Genomic DNA, 17,365 nt, shown 5'->3' on the forward strand with positions numbered 1-17,365 from the left:
TTGAGCGCCGCAACCAGACAGCAACGGGATGCTCTGGCCCGGGCGGCATCAGACCTCTACCGGGCGGGTCTCAATCAGGGCACCGAAGGCAACCTCAGTATGCGCACGGGCGAAGGCATGCTGATCACGCCTTCGGGGCTGCCGTGGGAAGAGATCGGGGCAGGACACATGGTCGGCGTGGACAGCCACGGCAACGCCCGTGGCGGGCGCCCGTCCAGCGAGTGGCCCCTGCACCGGGCGATCCTGGATGCGCGTTCGGAGATCGACGCCGTGGTCCACACCCACTCCAGCTTTGCCACGACGCTGGCCTGCCTGCGCCGTGGCCTTCCGCCGTTTCATTACATGATCGCCATGGCCGGCGGACCCGACATTCGCTGCAGCCGCTACGCCACCTTCGGCACCACGGCGCTGGCCGAGGCGGCGGTGGAAGCGCTCGACGGCCGCCGCGCCTGCCTGCTGGCCAACCATGGCTTGGTGGCCCTGGGCGAGACCCTGGACCAGGCGGTCATGCTTGCGCTGACCGTGGAAAAGCTCTGCGAACAGTACTGGCGGGCCTGCCAGCTGGGTGAGCCGGTGCTGCTCACGGAACAGGACATGGCGGAGGTCATGGAACGCATGGCGGACTACGGCCACGCGCCCCGGAGCAGGCCCCCCCGCGGCGATCCAGCCCCGTAGCCCGAAAAGGACGGGGTGTCATCCCGGGATCGCGCCGCCCGGAATCCCACGTGACTGATCCCGGATCCGCGACACTGACCCGTTCCCCACTCGTACCTCGCCTGCCGAGAAGAAACATACAAGCCCGGGCCTCCGGGCGACGTCTCCCGCGCGGCTCACCTTTTCGCCCGGGGGACCGGGCCCCTACCGGGGTGATTAGCGCCGATCTTCGCGCCCTCGACCGGAGACACCCATCAATCCCAAGAAATGCTCAATTCCACTCGAAACGTCGAAGAACCTCCCTACTCGCCCATACCCATGCGGATGTAGCCGGTGGGGCAGACATCGGCGCAGATGTGGCAGCCGATGCAGCGGTCGTAGTCGGTGTAGACGTAGCGCCCCATGGTGGCCTCCTTCTTGGGCGTGCGCTTCACGGCGGTCTGCGGGCAGAAGATCACGCAGTTGTCGCACTCGAAGCACATGCCGCAGCTCATGCAGCGATCCGCCTCGGCCTGGGCCTCCTCCTCGCCCAGGCCCCGGAAACGTTCCTCGAAATGACCCAGCACCTCTTCGGCCGACACGCCCGTCTCCCGCCGAAGGTGGCGCGGGGTGTGCTGGAAGTGCCCGAGAAACAGCTCATCGGAAGGAATGACCTCGTTGCGGGAACGGTCCTCGTAGTTGTGCACGGCGTAGCGTGACTCGTGGGTACCCCACTCGGGGTCGTGGCTGTACGCTTCCGGTTCCAGGTGCACCTCGCGCAGCTTCTCCAGCAGGCTGAAGTGATGCACGTCCACCTTGGGCCGTGGGCCCGGATCCGCACGCCGCATATACTGGTCCACCGTTTCGGCGGCGATGCGCGCATGACCGATGGCGGTGGTGAGCAGATGCGGACGCAGCATGTCGCCGATGGCGAACAGGCCGGGACGTCCGGGTACCTGGTAGTGCCGGTCTGCGTCCACCAGCCCGCGACCGTTGTCCAGCCCGTCCATGCCGGTGAAATCCACGCCCTGGCCGATGGCGGCCACCACCAGATCGCACTCGATATCGAACTCGGTGCCCTCCTTGACCCTGGACTGATTGCCCTCCCATTCCACTTCCACCACGCGCAACGCCCGCGCGCGGCCGTCTTCGCCCAGCAACACCTCCACCGGCGCCAGACTGCCGCGGATCTGTACACCTTCGTGCATGGCCGCCTCCACCTCGTGGCGGGCCGCCGGCATGCGATCCACGGGGCGGCGGTAGACCAGCAGTACCTCGGAACCCTCGTGGCGCGCAACATCCGCCACGTCCTGGGCGGTCTGGTTGAGGATCACCCACTCCGGCCGGTCCTGCTCGCGCACGTTGTCGATGTGCCCGAGGCGGCGCGCGACGGAGACCACGTCCATGGCGGTGTCACCGCCGCCGATCACCACCACCCGGCGCGCGGCATAGCGCAGGCGGCCCTGGTTAAAGGCCTCCAGAAAGGCGATGCCGCTCACGCAATTGGGCGCCTCTCCACCGGGCACCGGCAGCGGCTTGCCCGACTGGGCCCCGATGGCGAGCACCACGGCGTCGTAGTCACGCTGCAGGTCCTCCAGGGAGATGTCACGCCCGATGCGCACACCGAGGCGCGTCTCCACGCCGAGATCGACAATGCGCTTGATCTCGCAGTCCAGCACGTCGCGCGGCGTGCGGTATCCCGGGACCCCATAGCGCATCATGCCCCCCAGATGTTCGTGCTCGTCGAACAACGTGCAGGCATGGCCCATGCGCCGCAACTGGTAGGCGCAGGCAAGCCCGCCCGGTCCGCCGCCGACGATGGCGACGTGCTTGCCGGTGGGACTGCCGGCCTCGGCCAGCCGCAGGTCGTGGGTCCTGGCGTAATCTCCGATGAACTGCTCCACGGAGTTGATGCCCACGCGGTCTTCCACCTGGTTGCGGTTGCAGCCGTCCTCGCAGGGGGCAGGGCACACGCGCCCCATCACCGAAGGGAAGGGGTTGGAATCGGTGGCGCGCTGGAAGGCGTACGCCTGCCAGTCCAGGCCTTCCGGCGGGCGCTCGATGCCTCGCACGATATCCAGCCACCCGCGCACGTCGTGCCCGGAAGGACAGCTGCCCTGGCAAGGCGGCGTGCGGTGGACGTACACCGGACACTTGTGGCTCGCATCGGCCTCGAAGATGGCGTCCTTGAACGTGCGGTAATTGTCCTCGCCGTCCCGGTAACGGCGGAAGGTCAGGGTCTGGTCGTTCATTGTCTTCCCCCAGGGTGATGACCCGATAAGTATAGTGGAGAATAAGCGGCCTTCTCCCCTCGATTCAACGGGTCATGGGCCGGCACCCGGGCCGCCGTCGCGCCGATCCGGCCGGATACCGCGCCCCGGCCGGCATCCTCCGCCACGCGGATCGGGCCCACGCTCCGTGACCGCAAGTCTGCGCGCCTGCCCGCCGAAACCGCCGCTGCGCTAAGATAGGCTCTGCCTTGCAGGACCGATCCGGTGCCATCCGGCGGATGGCACCGTTCATCAGCGACCAGGATATCCGGTGTCCGTCCAGGTTTCCGTCATCATCCCCGTATACAACACGGGCGCGTTCCTCCGGGAGTGCCTCGAATCGGTACTGGGGCAGACCCTGGCGCAGATCGAGGTCATCGTCATCAACGACGGCTCCACCGATGACTGCGCGGCCATCCTGGACGAATACGCCCGGGCCGACCCACGGGTCACCGTGGTACACAACGCACGGAACCGGGGCGTCTCGGCCGCGAGAAACCGCGGGATCGACCTCGCCACCGGGGCCTATATCGGCTTCGTGGATTCCGATGATGTCGTTGCACCGGAGATGTATCAGGTGCTGCTGACAACGGCCCTCGACCAGGGTGCCGATATGGTCAAGTGCGAGTACCGCATGAAACGGGGCCGGAGGCGCTCTGCAGGCTCCGCCTTGCCGACGGGGCGGGTCCGGATTCTGCCGGGTGGCGTCCAGGCGGTGCAGGCGTATCTGAACAACGGGATCGACACCATCTGCTGCGACGGCCTGTACGCCCGCGAATTGTTCGATGGAATCCGCTTTGTCGAGGGACGAAGGCACGAGGACACCCAGATCATCCCCCGGCTGCTGCTCCGGGCGGAGACAGTCGCCCTGGTGTCCGGCACCTTCTACTTCGTGACGCGACAGCCGGGCAGTTTCATGTCCTCGTTCACGGAATCCAGATTCGATGAGATCTGGGCCCGCCGGGAACTGCACCGGATCCTCTCGGGCACGGAGGCGTATCACCGTCTCCGGCATCGGATCGACGAGCAGATCGCATCCAGCATTATCCGCACCCTGTCGGCCGCCTATGAAAGCCGCACGTTTCCGAACCTGACCACCATGTGCCGCACGCTGGAGCGTTATATCACGCGGGATGAAATCCGGGCGCTGGCCAAGAACCGTCGCATCCGGTTCACACACAGGATACTGCTCCATGGATTCCTGGCCACACCCGCGACGGTGATTCTCTATGGCCCCTTGCTTCGAATCTGGAGGCGTGCCCGCAAACGGTTGCCCGCGCGTCCCGCGGCAAAGGGCCGGTGACGGGGGCATTCCGGGCTGGAGTCCGTTATTTCCTGCTGCAATAGCGCGTGACCGGCATGCCGTGATCGACTTCAGTTCACGCGTGGTTCTTCCAATCCATCGCCACGCCGGGGCCAAAGGACGATGCGCCGGAGCCGGCGCACCCTGGCGTGTACACCGGGCTCCCGGCGGTGCAGCAAGGTCCGATTGTCGAACATGACCACGTCACCCGGCTGCCATTCATGGTGCAATACAGGCGCCGCCTCGACGATCATTCTCTCGAGTTCCACCAATGCACGCGGCCCGATGCTATCGGCCATCCCCTGAATGGTCCAGGCATGGTCGCCCAGACGGATGAAACGATCGCCGGACCCGGGATCGACCTGAACCACCGGGACGGCAATGCCGGGCCATGGCGGAATCGGAGGCAGACGTACCTGCATGCCCCGGCGGGTGAACTGCATCGCCAGTCGCACATGCTGCGTCAGTGCCCGCACGCGCCGTGCCAGCACCCGCGCCCATCCGGGCTGCCTCGACATCGGGGCACCATGCCGGACCCACCGGGACATCTCGACATGATGCACGGCCTTCCACCCGTCGATCCGGGTTCGCGTCCCCTCATCGAGCGCCGCATATGCCCCACGCATGTCGGCGAACTGGGTCTCGGCACAGCCACGCTCGACCGCCTCGGCCGCGAGCATCGTCACGGGCGGGTCCACGTCGGCCCACGACAGATCCGCGTGCCACTGTTCGTTGAAGAACACCCGTCGAGGAGCGGCAGCGTCACCGCCCGCGTCCGTCTCGTATCGCACCTCCGGTCTGCGCGGCACTGCCCGGGATCGCTCCGCCAGGAGCGGCCCGAAAAATGCGGCGACCCGGAGCTGCTCGCTCGGGTTGATCGTCTGCCCGCGCATCACGACCACACCGTGTAGAGCAATCGCCGTCACGATGGCGTCAACATCCGGACCGGGCCCGGAGAGCGCGGCAAGATCGATGCCGTGCAATTCGACTCCGAACGGATCCCTCAACGTCGCGACCCCGGCCGGATCGGTGTGCCGGCCAAACCCCCGGGGATGCGCTCCCCGAGCAACTCGAAGATCGTCGGCACGATATCAAAAGCACTGCGGCGCTCCCGGTCCCTGGCCAGACCCGGCCAGTCGATGTAGGCGAAACCCCGCTCGCCGGTGTGCCCTCCTGTGCGCCGGAACGGATACGGCCCGATGCGCCCGCCGACCGGGTGTTCGAATCCCAGCGGCGTCCCGCGCCACTCGATGTAGATATCCGCCTCCGAGGGGCCGCGCTCCAGGGGTGCGGATTCGGGATACCAGATCTCGTCCACGACCGGTTCGCCCGTGTGCAGGCAGCGCGTGTCATGCAAGGCGGCGACAAGTTCATCACGGGCCGCGTCGAACCTTGCAACGGGCACCACCCCCCGTTTTTCCCGCCCGGCCAGGTTGATTCGGATCTGCCCGTCGTAGAACGACGGGAAGGCGAAGGCAGGCATGCGAGGCCAGTACGGCTGATAGCGCGCCGAAGGCATCCAGTCAACGGTGCCGGACCCGCCGTTCCCGTATCCCGTCCATCGGGACAGCCTCAACCGTCTCCAGGCGCGCGACAGGCGGCGGCGCAAGGCCTGGTAAGCCGGAGAGGGCACGAGTCCCTGCATCACCTTGAACCAGTCCTCATGCGGTTCCATGAGGGGCACGCCGCCGGGCAACGTCTGTCGCCACGCCGGGGGGCCTGCATGGGAACGCCCGAAGGCCAGCCTGAACATCAATTCCGGGAGCAGAACCATCGAGGGGATATCAGCCTGGTTGGTACCCATGCCATGCATGGCGAACACGACGATCCCGGCATCGGGCGCTACTTCCCGCAACGTCCCGCACATGGCATCGATCTCGCGATAGATCCCGCGCAGCGCCTCCCCGGCGGGATGCGCCGACGGTATGCCGTGGAGCGGGTGTGCGGGGTCGACACCGTGCCAGAACTGCTCGATGGCGGAATGCGCTTCGCTGACCGTCACCAGCGCCACGTCCCAGTCGGTCAGACGTTCACCCAGCAGCCAGGCGGCCACCCTCGACCGCTGGCGCACGCCTTCGATCAGGTCGGCCCCCGCCTCCGCAGTCCTGTCGGCGGAGGGCCAGGTGAACCCGTAGATCCAGCGCCGGGCGACATACCGCCCGAAGCGCGCCAGGATCTCTCCGTCCAGCCCGGCGGGACTCGCCTGTGCGGACACCCCCGGATCATGCGCGCCCCAGTTCGTCACGCCCCGCGCGCCGCTGCGTGCCAGATCAAAATAGGGGGCATCAAAGACCACCATGCGGTCTGCGAGGTCGGCAAACACCGGTTGGGCGCTGGTGACGGCCTGCCGGACCGTATAGCGTTCGGGATCGAATGTCAGGGCAGACCAGCGGCCGCCATCTCCCGGGCCCCGCCCGCTGGCCACCTGTTCCCAGGCGAGTCCCGTCGCCTTCGCGCGCCCGTGGTCGAGATCGAACACCGACGCGGTCTCCGCCAGCCGGGCCATATGCGGCATGTCGCCGGACGCCATCATTGCTTCCGCGAGCGAGATCTCGAAACCATCCAGGCCGAGAACGATCAGGCGGCGACTCACGGACGGCCTCCCTTTTCCGGTGTTGAGGACACGTCTGCAGCGGAAGCCGCACGCGGTGACACCTCAGGCGCCCTATCGTTATTCATGCGTCCCATGACGCAGCCGGCCTCGAAGGCGGCCCGTCTGAGCGCGCGCACCCAGAACGCCGGACGCGCCGCCAGCGTTCCGACCATCAACGCACCGGCAAAGAACATCATGCGGATCAGCCCCAGAACCACAGGGAAGGTCTGGCTGCCGCCTGCCGCACGCACCGCACAGCCCACCCGATACCCGTGGCCCGCGTAATGACGGACCAGGTGCCGGCGCGTGCGGCGCTCGCCGGAAATGACGTGCTGCACACGGGCATCGGCGATCCATTGCCCCCGGCCGCCTGCCGCCAGGATGCGGTTCAGCAGCGCCGTCTCCTCTCCTCCGATCAGGAGGAACCCCGGACGGCGCCCGAGACCGGGATCGTACGCAAAGCGGCGCTGCCAGTCCGAACGCACGGCATAATTGGCACCGTAGGGCAGATAGCGGACATGGACCGGCGCGTCACATGGAACATGCCGGACAGCGAACACATCGGTGAAAAGGCGCCAAGTCTGATGGAACCACGGCGGTATCTCGCCTTCGAACAACGGCTCGATCGGCCCGCCGAAGAATGCCGCACCAGGGTGCGCAGCCAGTGCCCGCGCATACGCCTCGAACCACGACCGGCCAACGACCACGTCATCGTCGATCCACGCGATCACGCGGCCACTGCACGCACCGATCGCGGCATTACGGGCATGGGAGATGCCAGGACAGGGTTCGTCCAGAAACCGGACAGGCAACTGCCGCGCATGCCGCCTCACGACGGCCTCGGACCTGTCGGTGCATGCATTCAGGACCACCAGGATCTCGTAGGACAGGCCCGGCGGCTTGTCGGCTCCGCCCAGCGAAGCAAGCGCACGGTCCAGCAACCCTGCGCGATTGCGTGTCACGATCGCGACGGTCAGATCGCAGGAACTTCCGATCCCGCCGCCCCCGTACCCCTGCCCCACCGGCATCAGGACACACTGCCCGCTGCGGCAGGTTCAGGAGACCGCCGGCACATGGCAGCCGGCACAGCGTTGGCACCGTCACTGCCAGCCGCCTGTCGTGGTCGGATCATGACTTACCCCCGCCTTTCACATGGATCCGCCCGGCAGCCCGGCAGCCCGGCAGCCCGGCGGGCATGCAGGAAGCATAAGCGCCCTGCGCCCTCATGTTCAACGGACAACACGCGATCGCCCGCGCCTGCCAGCCGGATGGCGGGGCCCTCCTCGCTGTGATGGATCAGATGGGGATCGGCGTGAGGGTACTACCCGTCGGCATCGAGGCGTTCCAGAAGATCCTCCACGGCGCGATCGAGTTGCCGGTCCCTGCCGGCCACTTCGTCCTCGGGTGTCTGTGTCACCAGGACATCGGGCACGGCGCCATGGTGTTCCATGTCCGTGCCATCGGGGAGGTACCAGCCGCGGAAGGGACGGCGGACCGTGGCGCCGTCGATCAGGGTATGGCTGCCGGCGGAGATGCCCCCGCCGTATGTTCGCTGGCCCACGAGCGTACCGCGACCGAGCGTGCGGAACGCGTGTGCCAGTATCTCGGCATTGGAATAGCTCTTCTCGTTGGCCAGCATGTTGATCGGCAGGGTGTAGCGCGGGGCGTCCAGCCTTCCCTGGGGGTAATGACCGGTCCGGGACGGATCGGCGCCTGCCGGGACCGTATAGGCGTGATCGGGCGCCATGATGGATGTCAGGATTCGGTCCGTCGTGCTCCCGCCGCCGTTGTTGCGGACATCGATAATGAGACCGTCCTTGCCCTCGGCAGCCGCGTAAAGGTCACCCTGGAACCCTTCCAGGGAGGTCTGGTTCATCGCCTGAATATGGAGATACCCGAGCCTGCCGCCGGACAACTCCCGCACCCTGTCCCGGCTCTCCTCGAGAAACGCATCGTAATTGAGCCGGGCAAGTTCGGTGAAATCCACAGGGGTGATCAGCGTCTGGTACTCGTGCCGGCCCTCTCCCACGGGACGTTCCAGGGTGACGACGAGTTCCTGACCCACACGGCCTCGAAGCGCCCTGGCCAGGGGGTCATGGGCATCGAAGCCCCGCAGGTCGATCCGGGTGATGATGTCCCCCGGCCAGAGCCGCAGGGGGCCGCTGGCGGTGGGGCCACCCGGAACGATGTGCTCGATCCTGAACCCGGTCCGGCCGTCCTCCAGTGTAACGGGCTCGTAACGGATGCCGAGCCGTCCTGAAGGCTCCCGCAGGGCCGACACCGGACCGGGGTTGGAGACACCCGTGTGTGATGCCGCCAGCTCGCCCATCAGACGGTTGGCGATATCGCTGAATTCACTGGCCGTGCGCGCGTGCCCGATCAGTGCTTCGTAATCCGCCACGACGGCTGGCCAGTCCAGACCCTTCATGTCAGGCCGGTAGAAGCTCTCTCCGACCACGCGTGCCGCCTCCCGGAACTTCTGCAGCGACTGCTCCCGCAGATCGATGCGGACGCGGTCCGAAATATCCAGGTGCTGATGCACCGGATTGCCGGTCAGGTTCACCATGCCCACCCGCCCGTTGTTGAGGTAGATCAGCCGATCACCGGTGACGTTGAGATGCTGCACATCGACAGCCGGTCCAAGGCGCTGTCGGCCACTGCCATCCCAGTTCATGACCACGAGTCCCTCCCCCCGGGAGACGAACACGTAGCGGTCCCCGCCGGGCGTCATCTCGTTCGCGAACTGGTGGCCCGGATGGGCGGTCACACGCTTGACGCGGCGCCAGGCGCCATCGAGGTCCAGCTCCCGTTCGTCTGCCGCCGCTTCGGTCCGCTCCTCCGGCGCCTTCGCCGGAACAGGCTCCCGTGCCCCCGCCGCCCGTCGGGCGTCGCGGTAATAGGTCGTCCGTTCCCGGGCCGTGTAGGTTTCCGGTTCGGGGTCCAGATAGACCCGGTACAAATCGAAACTGTCCCCGGAGCGATTGGAGATAAAGCTCAGCTTGCGTCCATCCGCCGACCAGCGCGGATTCAGATCATTGCGTGGATGGCGCGTGAGGTTCACCGGCTCCCGCGATCCATCGGCGGGAACGATGAAAAGGTTCGCGCTGAAGTTGAGATCGTTCTGCGCGTAGGCGATGTACCGACTGTCCGGTGACCACCGCCACTGGATGGTGCTGTCCCAGCCCTCCACCAGCGTGTGCTCGTCACCGCGATCCAAATCCATCACCACCAGATCCCCACGGCCGCGGCGAAACGCGATGGACCGGCCGTCGGGAGACGGCATGACGCCGCGATCGTTGTACGCCGTCTGGACCACCGGCCACACGGTGAACTGTACTGCATCATGCCAACGGGCGGGATCCATATACAGCGGAAGGTCCTCGGCGGCAGCCGACTCCAGTTCCGCTTCAGGGATGCTCTCCGGGAGTGTCGGGATTTCCTGTACGGACGCCGGAGGCGTCGCCGGTTCGTCGGGTTCCGGCTGAGCCAGCGGATCGACGGGTATGCCGGGGTCCACCGGGGCGAACGGATCGTCCGGATCCTCGCTGCGGAGGTCCGGTTCCGATTCCGGAGGTGGATCCGGATCGGCCGGTTCCGGCATCCCGGCAGGTACGTCAGCGGCCGTTTCCGATGGCCTCGGCCGGTCGCCGGGCGGCTGCGGATTGTAGGCACTGCGGATCTCGCCGCGCGTCAGCGCGACGCGGGCTTCGTATATGGATTCGGTGCCATCGGAATCGTTGGTGAAGTACAGGCGCAGGCCGTCCGGCGACCAGGACAGGTCCCGGTGGCGGGCATGCGTATCCGGCGTCACCGCCCGGGTAACGCTGTGTTCGTCCGTGTGGCGTATGTAGACGCGTCCGTAGGCAATATAGGCCATCGTCTTGCCGTCCGGGCTCAATGCCGCCTCGGTCACATCCCGGCCGACCCGGTGCAACCGGTAGTTGTCGTGGCCATCATCACCCGCACGCACGTCGACGGGCCGGGGTTGCGGGTCGGGGATGGTGAGGTCCAGCGTGTAGAGGGTGTCCCAGACATGAAGCACGGCGGTTGTCCCGTCCCGTGACACGTCGAAATGCTGCACGTCGCGGCCGTCGAAGTCCGTCAGGCGGACAAACCTGCGCCCCTCACCGTCCAGATCGACGCGGTAGAGGTTGACGGTGTCCAGCTCGCGGTCCGACATGACAATCAGCGTATGCCCGTTGACCCATTGGGCGTTGCCATCGTCACCATCGCGGGTAGTCAGCGCCTCGAAGCGCCTCTCCTCGCGGTCGTAGATCCAGACGTTCATCGCATCCGGGCCGCGGTAATGCCGGCGGCTCCAGCCGTGGTAGTAACCGCCCCGGGTGAACGCGACAAAACGACCATCGGGGGACAGTCTCGGCGCCGAGCCGAATGCATCGTGCAGCCGGGCCGGCTCGCCGCCCTCGGGCGAGACCGCGTACGGGCGTTCACTGCGATAGACATCGGCTTCCAGCAGGGCGGAGAACGTGATGACCGGCTGCCCGTGTTCATCCAGGCCATAGGCCGGGTTGCGGATGTGGCGGTCGCCGTGGGTGAGCTGGGTCAGACGCGTGGCGTCGCGGTGGATGCGCCAGAGGTTCAGGTAGCCGTCACGCATGGAGGTGAAGGTGATCCAGTCACCGTCGGGGCTCCAGCCGGAGTAAAGGTCATCCAGCGGATGACGGGTGAGACGTGTCGCCTCCCCGCCCCCGGACGCCACGCGCCAAAGGCCACCCCGCCAGCTGAATACCAGTTCCGAGCCGTCAGGGCTGATCGACGGAAATCGCGGCAGGCCGACCCGTTCCGCTGCCGCCGTGGCAGACGCCAGCAGGATCACGAGCGATGCGCCAGCCAACGCGAGCATCGCGACCCGTCCACGCTTGTCTGACCGTTCGGTTTGCTCGGATATCATCATCCTCGCGCCCTTCAAGTCATACTCACCACAGGGGCACGGTATCAAAACCTGCCCGGGCGAAAACAACGAAGGCGGCACAAATCGGGAATCTCCGGATTCCCGGCGCCATTGGCGGAAAGGCGGGATGACCGCGGGCTGCGGCGCCGCTACGCGGCAGCGTTCGGGCTACGCTTCGCTGCGCCCGTCGAACCCATCATCTCCATTCTCTCGGGTTCGAATCACGCCTTCATGCATATTCAAATGCAAGGGGCCCCGAAAAACCCGGGGCCCCTTGCATTTGAATATGGCGGAGAGGGAGGGATTCGAACCCTCGAACGGGTTGCCCCGTTGCCGGTTTTCAAGACCGGTGCATTCAACCGCTCTGCCACCTCTCCAAACTTGGTGCCAATCCCTGGCCAGGTTTGTTGGGGTTCGTTCGTCACCCCAACCTACAGGGTCTCACGCCTGACGCATGACTCCTCACGCCTCACCCCGCAAAGGCGGCCATCTTACCCGCCCACGGCCAAAAGCCACAACAATCAGGCGGTTGCCAAGGGAACTTTGAACCGGTACCGGGAATCAGGTACCTTAGCGACACCCATGGAAAAGAACAGAACCCGGAGACCCATCCATGCAGACTGAACGACTGTCCACGGCACGTCCCCAAAGCATCAGGCTGGCCACCAACAAGGTCATCCGCAACACATACATGCTGTTGTCCATGACGCTGGCCTTCAGCGCGGTCATGGCGTTCGTGGCCATGGCGACCGGGGCCCGGCCCATCAGTTGGATCGTCATGATCGCCGTGTTCATCGGCGGACCGTTCCTGATCCACGCCCTGCGCAACAGCATCTGGAGCCTGCCCCTCACCTTTGTGTTCACGGGCTTCATGGGCTATGTACTCGGCCCCATCGTCACCCTGTACCTGGCCCAGCCCAACGGCTCCGAGATCGTCATGGGCGCGCTGTCCACCACGGCGGTGATGTTCGTGGGCCTCTCCGCCTATGCCCTGACCACCCGCAAGGACTTCAGCTTCCTGGGCGGCTTCGTGTTCGTGGGCTTCCTGGTGGTGCTGGCGGCCATCGTGGCCAACCTGTTCCTGGGGCTGCCTGCCCTCTCGCTGGCCATCTCGGCAGCGGCCGTGCTGGTGGTATCGGCGGCGATTCTGTTCGACACCAGCCGCATGGTGCACGACGGCGAGACCAATTACGTGATGATGACGGTATCCCTGTACGCCAACATCTACGTGCTGTTCCTGCACCTGCTCAACCTGTTCCATGCCTTCACCGGCGAAGGCTGAGGCCGAGGCCGCATGATAATCTAATGGGGCCCCGCCATGGCGGGGCCCTTTTTCATTGCACTGGACGGAGGATGAGGGGCCATGACCCAGCTAGGTGTGTTTCTGGATCTGGAGACCGTGGACCGCGACGATCTGGACCTTTCGAAACTGCGCGCCGCCCTGCCCCACTGGACGTTCCATGCCTTCACGGACTCCCGTGATGTGGCGGCACGCCTTGAGGGGGCGCAGGTGGCCGTGACCAACAAGGTGGTGCTGGATGAGGCCGCACTGGCCGCGGCCCCGGAACTGCGCCTGATCTGCGTGGCCGCCACCGGCACCAACAACGTGGACCTGGAGGCGGCAAGGCGCCGGGACATCACGGTGTGCAACGTGCGCGATTACGCCACAGCGGCGGTGGCGCAGCACGTGTTTGCCCTGATCCTGAGCCTGACCACCAGACTGACCGCCTACCAGCGCGACGTGGCCGAGGGGCGCTGGCAGGCAAGCCGCCAGTTCTGCCTGCTGGACCATCCCATTCGCGAACTGGCAGGGCTCACCCTTGGCATCATCGGCTACGGCGTGCTGGGCCAGGGTACGGCGCAGGCGGCCCGGGCCTTCGGCCTGCGGGTGGCGGTGGCAGAAAGCCTGGTTTCCCCGGGCGGCGATCCGGACCGGTGGCCGCTTGAACGCCTGCTGGCCGAGTCCGACATCATCAGCCTGCACTGCCCGCTCACGGAAAGGACCCACCACCTGATCGACGCCGGGGCGCTGGCCGCCATGAAGTCCGACGCGCTCCTGATCAATACGGCCCGGGGCGCCATCGTGGACAATGCGGCGCTTGCCGCGGCATTGCGCGAGGGGGAGATCGGCGGAGCGGGAATCGACGTGCTCGAGCAGGAACCGCCGCCCGCGGACCACCCCCTGCTCGCCCCGGACATCCCCAACCTGATCGTCACGCCCCACATCGCCTGGGCCGCCCGGGAGGCACGCCAGCGGGTGCTGGACCAGGTGGAGGAGAACATCCGCGCCTATCTTGCCGGCACGCCGCGCCACGTGGTCTGAGATCTGAAAGCATGCCCATGAGCGAGACACTGGAAGCACGCATCGTCGAAATGGAGATCCGTCTGGCCCACCAGGACGATACCCTGCAGACCCTGAACCGCCTGGTCATCGACCAGCAGCAGCAGATCGAGACACTGCGGCACCAGGTCGAGAATCTTCGCCTGCGCCTGATGGAAGTGGTGCAGGCGCCGGGAATTGATCCTTCCCTGGAGCCGCCACCGCCGCACTATTGAGAAAGACCTCTACGCAGGGAACGAACATGGGACAGCTCTTGCAGGGTTCCAGGGGGCATGCGAACCGCAGGCCTTCAGGACTTGATCCGGCGAACCCTGCCCGTTGTCCCCGTAGCGGATCGGTTCCATGACCTCATCCACACCGCGGGTCTGCGTGGCCTTCGACGGCGAGGCGTTCAGGGGCGATGCCGAGGCCCTGGCGGCCATACTGGGCCTGCCCCTGGCCACCGGACCGGACGATGCACCGCTGCATCTCACAGTCAGTGCGGCAGGCCTTTCCTTGTCGCTCACCGGCCCGGACACGCCGGGACCCGTCCGGGTGGATTTCATCTCCGGGCGCCTGGGTTACCGCCAGGCACGCATCAGCCCGCGGGGCGAATCACTGGCCCGGGCCGTGGGGCTGCGCGGGAATGAACGCCCGAGCGTGGTGGATGCCACTGCCGGACTCGGCCGGGACGCGTTCGTGCTGGCGTCCCTGGGCTGCCGGGTGACGCTGGTGGAACGCGAGCCAGTGATCGCCGCCCTACTGGAGGACGGCCTGGCGCGCGCGGCCGGGCAGCCGGGCCTTGCAGATGCCGTGGCGCGCATGCATCTCGTGCAGGGCAACGCCCGGGATTATCTGTCGGCCCTGGACGAAACGGCACGCCCCGACGTGGTCTACATGGATCCCATGTATCCGCACCGGGACAAGTCGGCCCTGGTGAAAAAGGAGATGCGCGTGTTCCGCGCCCTGGCGGGGGATGACGCGGATGCGCCGGAGATCCTCGCTGCGGCCCTGCGGGTAGCCCGGCGCCGGGTGGTGGTCAAACGCCCCGCCCGGGCCGAACCCCTGGGAGGACGCAGGCCCGGTCACCGGATACCGGGCAAGACCACCCGTTTCGATGTCTACGTTAAGGGATGATTCGAAATTCTAGATTCGAAGTTCAAAGTTCAAAGTTCAAGGTTCAAAGTTCAAAGGGGGCTCGCGGGTCGGCACTGCGACATCGCGGACACCGCCTTTTCTTTGAACCTTGAACCTTGAACCTTGAACCTTGAACTTTGAACCTTGAACCTTGAACTTTGAACTTTGAACCTTGAACTTTGAATCTAGAATCATCCTCCCAGCACGATCCGGCTGCCGTCAACGCGATACGCCGGCACCTCGAGATTCCGACGGGCCGGCTGACCGTCGTGGACACGGCCGGCGAAGTCGTAGCGCGAACCCCGGCAACGGTCCACGAATCCACCGCCCCAGCCCTCCGCTGCGGCCTCCTCCGGGGTGACCAGATCCAGCGGACAGGACAGGTCCGTGCCCTGGGCGTAGGCGATGAAATAGCCGGGAGCCAGGGTGCGGCCGGGATTGCGGGCGTCACGGGGCTGAACGCTCCAGCGGGAGGCGGGGTCGTAGAGCCGCTGCTCATGGGCCGCATCGGCCGCGTCCATGGCCGGGCTGCGGCGCAGCACCATCAGTTCCCGGCCGCGCCATTCCACCCGGTGCAGACTACCGGGAGGCATATCTGCCAGATCGATATGCATGGGCAAGACCGAATCGCCTCCCGGATCACCGAAGAATCCGGACGCCATGGCATACAGCACAAACACGAGCAGGCCGCCGCCCATGAGCTTCAGGATCACGCGCAGGTAAAGCCGCCTCGAATCCGATGCACTCATGACCTGATCTCCGCGGGACGTCCTCCCGCAACTGCCATCGGGGGGCCAAGGCACGTAGAATACGTCCATACGCGCAGCCACCTGACACGGAAGAGACCATGAAACAACGCATCCCGCCCACCTACGTGGGGATCCACAACGATCTGTACGGCGGCATGACGCCCACCGGGGGCATCGTCAAGGATGCCTGGGTGTTCGGCCTTATCCCCGAAGAGGAAACCTGCGAGGGCTGGTCCGCAGCCGACATCCAGAACCTGTACGACAAGGTCAGTGAAGCCTGGCAACCCTACGGACATCTGGTAAGCACGCTCCCGCCGGAACTGCGCGAGCGCCATACCCGGATCCATGATGCCGCGGTCCGGCGTGCCCGGGAGGCCGGCTGGGTACCGGGGCAGGACATGGACAGCGACATGGAATGAGGGCGCCAGAGGCAAGATCCAAGAGGCAGGATAAAGACAACTACCACAAGCGTCATCACTTGCATCTTGTCTCTGGCGCCTTCCTAATCCCTGAAATTGTTGTATTGCAGGGGCAGTCCGACGTCAGCCTCGCGTAGCATCGCGATCACCGCCTGCAGATCATCGCGCTTCTTGCCGGTGACGCGCACCTTGTCGCCCTGGATGGCCGCCTGTACCTTGAGCTTGGCCTCCTTGATGAGCTTGACGATCCTGCGGGCGGTGTCGGTCTCGATGCCGGCAAGCACCTTGACCGTGCGACGGGCCTTGCCGCCGCCCTCCTCCAGCTTGCCCGGCTCCAGGCAACCCACATCGATGCCGCGTTTTGAAATCTTCTGCACCAGAATGTCCATGACCTGGTCGACCTGGAACTCGGCATCGCCGAACAGCGTCAGCTCCATCTCGTTAAGCTCGATGGCGGCGGCAGTGCCCTTGAAATCATAGCGGGTGTCGATTTCCCGGCGGGTCTGATCCACCGCATTGCGCAGTTCCTGCATGTCCACTTCGGACACCACGTCGAATGATGGCATGAGCTCTCTCCACTGGTTTATCGGAATGCGGCCATTATAATCGGGGCCACACCGGATTCGGGACCCAATATGCAACGACTGTTCGTTTCCACCGGCGCCGGCCTCATGGCCTTGGCCGTGGCCCTGGGCGCATTCGGGGCCCACGGGCTGAGGGACGTGCTCGAGCCGGCCATGCTTGCCGCCTGGCATACGGGCGTGCAGTACCATGTCTACCATGCGCTGGGGCTGCTGGCCCTGGGCGCCCTGCATACCCGGCTGCACGCGGGCGGCGCGCGCCTGGCGGGCCTGCTGATGCTGGCCGGCGTCGTGCTCTTCTGCGGAAGCCTCTACCTGATGGCACTGACCGGCATCCGCGGGCTCGGCGCCATCACTCCGTTCGGCGGCGTCGCCTTCATCATCGCCTGGCTGATCTTCGCCTGGGGCGCCCTGAAGGGCCCCGCCCACCCCTGACTCCGATTGCTTT

15 protein-coding genes and 1 tRNA gene are annotated in these 17,365 nt (G+C 66.0%); 8 read left to right on the forward strand and 8 right to left on the reverse strand.

The window, feature by feature from the left end; all coding sequences use genetic code 11:
* Positions 1-675 carry a class II aldolase/adducin family protein gene (locus tag THITHI_RS0100390; protein ID WP_018231084.1) on the forward strand — a complete coding sequence of 225 codons (675 nt, stop codon included), beginning with the start codon at positions 1-3 and terminating at the stop codon, positions 673-675.
* Positions 676-956: 281 nt separating this feature from the next.
* Here the strand turns inward: THITHI_RS0100390 and THITHI_RS0100395 are convergent, their stop codons facing one another.
* Positions 957-2,885, reverse strand: a complete 1,929-nt coding sequence (locus THITHI_RS0100395) for an NAD(P)-binding protein (RefSeq protein WP_018231085.1) — start codon at positions 2,883-2,885, stop codon at positions 957-959.
* Positions 2,886-3,174: 289 nt separating this feature from the next.
* Between THITHI_RS0100395 and THITHI_RS19680 the strand changes: the two genes are divergently transcribed.
* Complete coding sequence (locus THITHI_RS19680) at positions 3,175-4,206, forward strand: glycosyltransferase family 2 protein (protein ID WP_018231086.1); 1,032 nt, start codon at positions 3,175-3,177, stop codon at positions 4,204-4,206.
* A 71-nt stretch (positions 4,207-4,277) separates the two neighbouring features.
* Here THITHI_RS19680 and THITHI_RS0100405 read toward each other — a convergent pair whose 3' ends face one another.
* From THITHI_RS0100405 to THITHI_RS0100425, 5 genes are all read right to left on the reverse strand, one after another.
* Positions 4,278-5,189: a TauD/TfdA dioxygenase family protein gene (locus tag THITHI_RS0100405; RefSeq protein ID WP_018231087.1), complete on the reverse strand. Its 912-nt coding sequence runs from the start codon at positions 5,187-5,189 to the stop codon at positions 4,278-4,280.
* Positions 5,190-5,209: 20 nt separating this feature from the next.
* Complete coding sequence (locus THITHI_RS0100410) at positions 5,210-6,799, reverse strand: alkaline phosphatase family protein (protein WP_018231088.1); 1,590 nt, start codon at positions 6,797-6,799, stop codon at positions 5,210-5,212.
* Entirely contained in the window at positions 6,796-7,827 is a 1,032-nt protein-coding gene (locus tag THITHI_RS0100415) for a glycosyltransferase family 2 protein (protein ID WP_018231089.1), read from the reverse strand. Before THITHI_RS0100415 ends, THITHI_RS0100410 begins: the two co-directional genes overlap by 4 nt.
* A 293-nt stretch (positions 7,828-8,120) precedes the next feature.
* A complete protein-coding gene (locus THITHI_RS0100420; RefSeq protein ID WP_198005553.1) occupies positions 8,121-11,663 on the reverse strand; it encodes a S41 family peptidase in 3,543 nt (1,180 codons plus the stop codon).
* A gap of 335 nt (positions 11,664-11,998) precedes the next feature.
* Positions 11,999-12,088, reverse strand: a tRNA-Ser gene (locus THITHI_RS0100425).
* A gap of 236 nt (positions 12,089-12,324) precedes the next feature.
* Here THITHI_RS0100425 and THITHI_RS0100430 point away from each other — a divergent pair.
* The 4 genes from THITHI_RS0100430 to THITHI_RS0100445 all read left to right on the forward strand — a co-directional run bounded on the left by THITHI_RS0100430 (position 12,325) and on the right by THITHI_RS0100445 (position 15,168).
* Entirely contained in the window at positions 12,325-12,993 is a 669-nt protein-coding gene (locus tag THITHI_RS0100430; RefSeq protein WP_018231091.1) for a Bax inhibitor-1/YccA family protein, read from the forward strand.
* Positions 12,994-13,074: 81 nt separating this feature from the next.
* Positions 13,075-14,034 carry a 2-hydroxyacid dehydrogenase gene (locus THITHI_RS0100435; protein ID WP_018231092.1) on the forward strand — a complete coding sequence of 320 codons (960 nt, stop codon included), beginning with the start codon at positions 13,075-13,077 and terminating at the stop codon, positions 14,032-14,034.
* A 17-nt stretch (positions 14,035-14,051) separates the two neighbouring features.
* Positions 14,052-14,267, forward strand: a complete 216-nt coding sequence (locus tag THITHI_RS0100440) for a SlyX family protein (protein WP_018231093.1) — start codon at positions 14,052-14,054, stop codon at positions 14,265-14,267.
* Between the two features lie 127 nt (positions 14,268-14,394).
* Positions 14,395-15,168 carry a class I SAM-dependent methyltransferase gene (locus tag THITHI_RS0100445; RefSeq protein ID WP_018231094.1) on the forward strand — a complete coding sequence of 258 codons (774 nt, stop codon included), beginning with the start codon at positions 14,395-14,397 and terminating at the stop codon, positions 15,166-15,168.
* Between the two features lie 191 nt (positions 15,169-15,359).
* Here THITHI_RS0100445 and THITHI_RS0100450 read toward each other — a convergent pair whose 3' ends face one another.
* Positions 15,360-15,917, reverse strand: a complete 558-nt coding sequence (locus tag THITHI_RS0100450; RefSeq protein WP_018231095.1) for a Rieske (2Fe-2S) protein — start codon at positions 15,915-15,917, stop codon at positions 15,360-15,362.
* Positions 15,918-16,015: 98 nt separating this feature from the next.
* Here THITHI_RS0100450 and THITHI_RS0100455 point away from each other — a divergent pair, with 98 nt between their 5' ends.
* On the forward strand, positions 16,016-16,336 hold the full coding sequence (locus tag THITHI_RS0100455) for a hypothetical protein (RefSeq protein ID WP_018231096.1): 321 nt from the start codon (positions 16,016-16,018) through the stop codon (positions 16,334-16,336).
* A gap of 83 nt (positions 16,337-16,419) precedes the next feature.
* Here THITHI_RS0100455 and THITHI_RS0100460 read toward each other — a convergent pair whose 3' ends face one another.
* Entirely contained in the window at positions 16,420-16,902 is a 483-nt protein-coding gene (locus THITHI_RS0100460) for a YajQ family cyclic di-GMP-binding protein (protein ID WP_018231097.1), read from the reverse strand.
* Positions 16,903-16,971: 69 nt separating this feature from the next.
* On the opposite strand from THITHI_RS0100460, the gene THITHI_RS0100465 reads away from it, so the two are divergent.
* Positions 16,972-17,352, forward strand: coding sequence for a DUF423 domain-containing protein (locus THITHI_RS0100465; RefSeq protein ID WP_018231098.1), 381 nt, complete (start codon positions 16,972-16,974; stop codon positions 17,350-17,352).
* Positions 17,353-17,365: the final 13 nt, after the last annotated feature.

The sequence above is a fragment of the Thioalkalivibrio thiocyanodenitrificans ARhD 1 genome (assembly GCF_000378965.1).
Classification (GTDB): Bacteria; Pseudomonadota; Gammaproteobacteria; order Ectothiorhodospirales; family Ectothiorhodospiraceae; genus Thioalkalivibrio_A; species Thioalkalivibrio_A thiocyanodenitrificans.

Bases quoted from the DNA above. Each gene is read 5' to 3' on its own strand.
- THITHI_RS0100395 (WP_018231085.1), bottom strand. From the start codon at position 2,885: ATGAACGACCAGACCCTGACCTTCCGCCGTTACCGGGACGGCGAGGAC.
- THITHI_RS0100415 (WP_018231089.1), bottom strand. From the start codon at position 7,827: ATGCCGGTGGGGCAGGGGTACGGGGGCGGCGGGATCGGAAGTTCCTGC.
- THITHI_RS0100420 (WP_198005553.1), bottom strand. From the start codon at position 11,663: ATGCTCGCGTTGGCTGGCGCATCGCTCGTGATCCTGCTGGCGTCTGCC.
- THITHI_RS0100430 (WP_018231091.1), top strand. From the start codon at position 12,325: ATGCAGACTGAACGACTGTCCACGGCACGTCCCCAAAGCATCAGGCTG.
- THITHI_RS0100435 (WP_018231092.1), top strand. From the start codon at position 13,075: ATGACCCAGCTAGGTGTGTTTCTGGATCTGGAGACCGTGGACCGCGAC.
- THITHI_RS0100440 (WP_018231093.1), top strand. From the start codon at position 14,052: ATGAGCGAGACACTGGAAGCACGCATCGTCGAAATGGAGATCCGTCTG.
- THITHI_RS0100445 (WP_018231094.1), top strand. From the start codon at position 14,395: ATGACCTCATCCACACCGCGGGTCTGCGTGGCCTTCGACGGCGAGGCG.
- THITHI_RS0100450 (WP_018231095.1), bottom strand. From the start codon at position 15,917: ATGAGTGCATCGGATTCGAGGCGGCTTTACCTGCGCGTGATCCTGAAG.
- THITHI_RS0100455 (WP_018231096.1), top strand. From the start codon at position 16,016: ATGAAACAACGCATCCCGCCCACCTACGTGGGGATCCACAACGATCTG.
- THITHI_RS0100460 (WP_018231097.1), bottom strand. From the start codon at position 16,902: ATGCCATCATTCGACGTGGTGTCCGAAGTGGACATGCAGGAACTGCGC.
- THITHI_RS0100465 (WP_018231098.1), top strand. From the start codon at position 16,972: ATGCAACGACTGTTCGTTTCCACCGGCGCCGGCCTCATGGCCTTGGCC.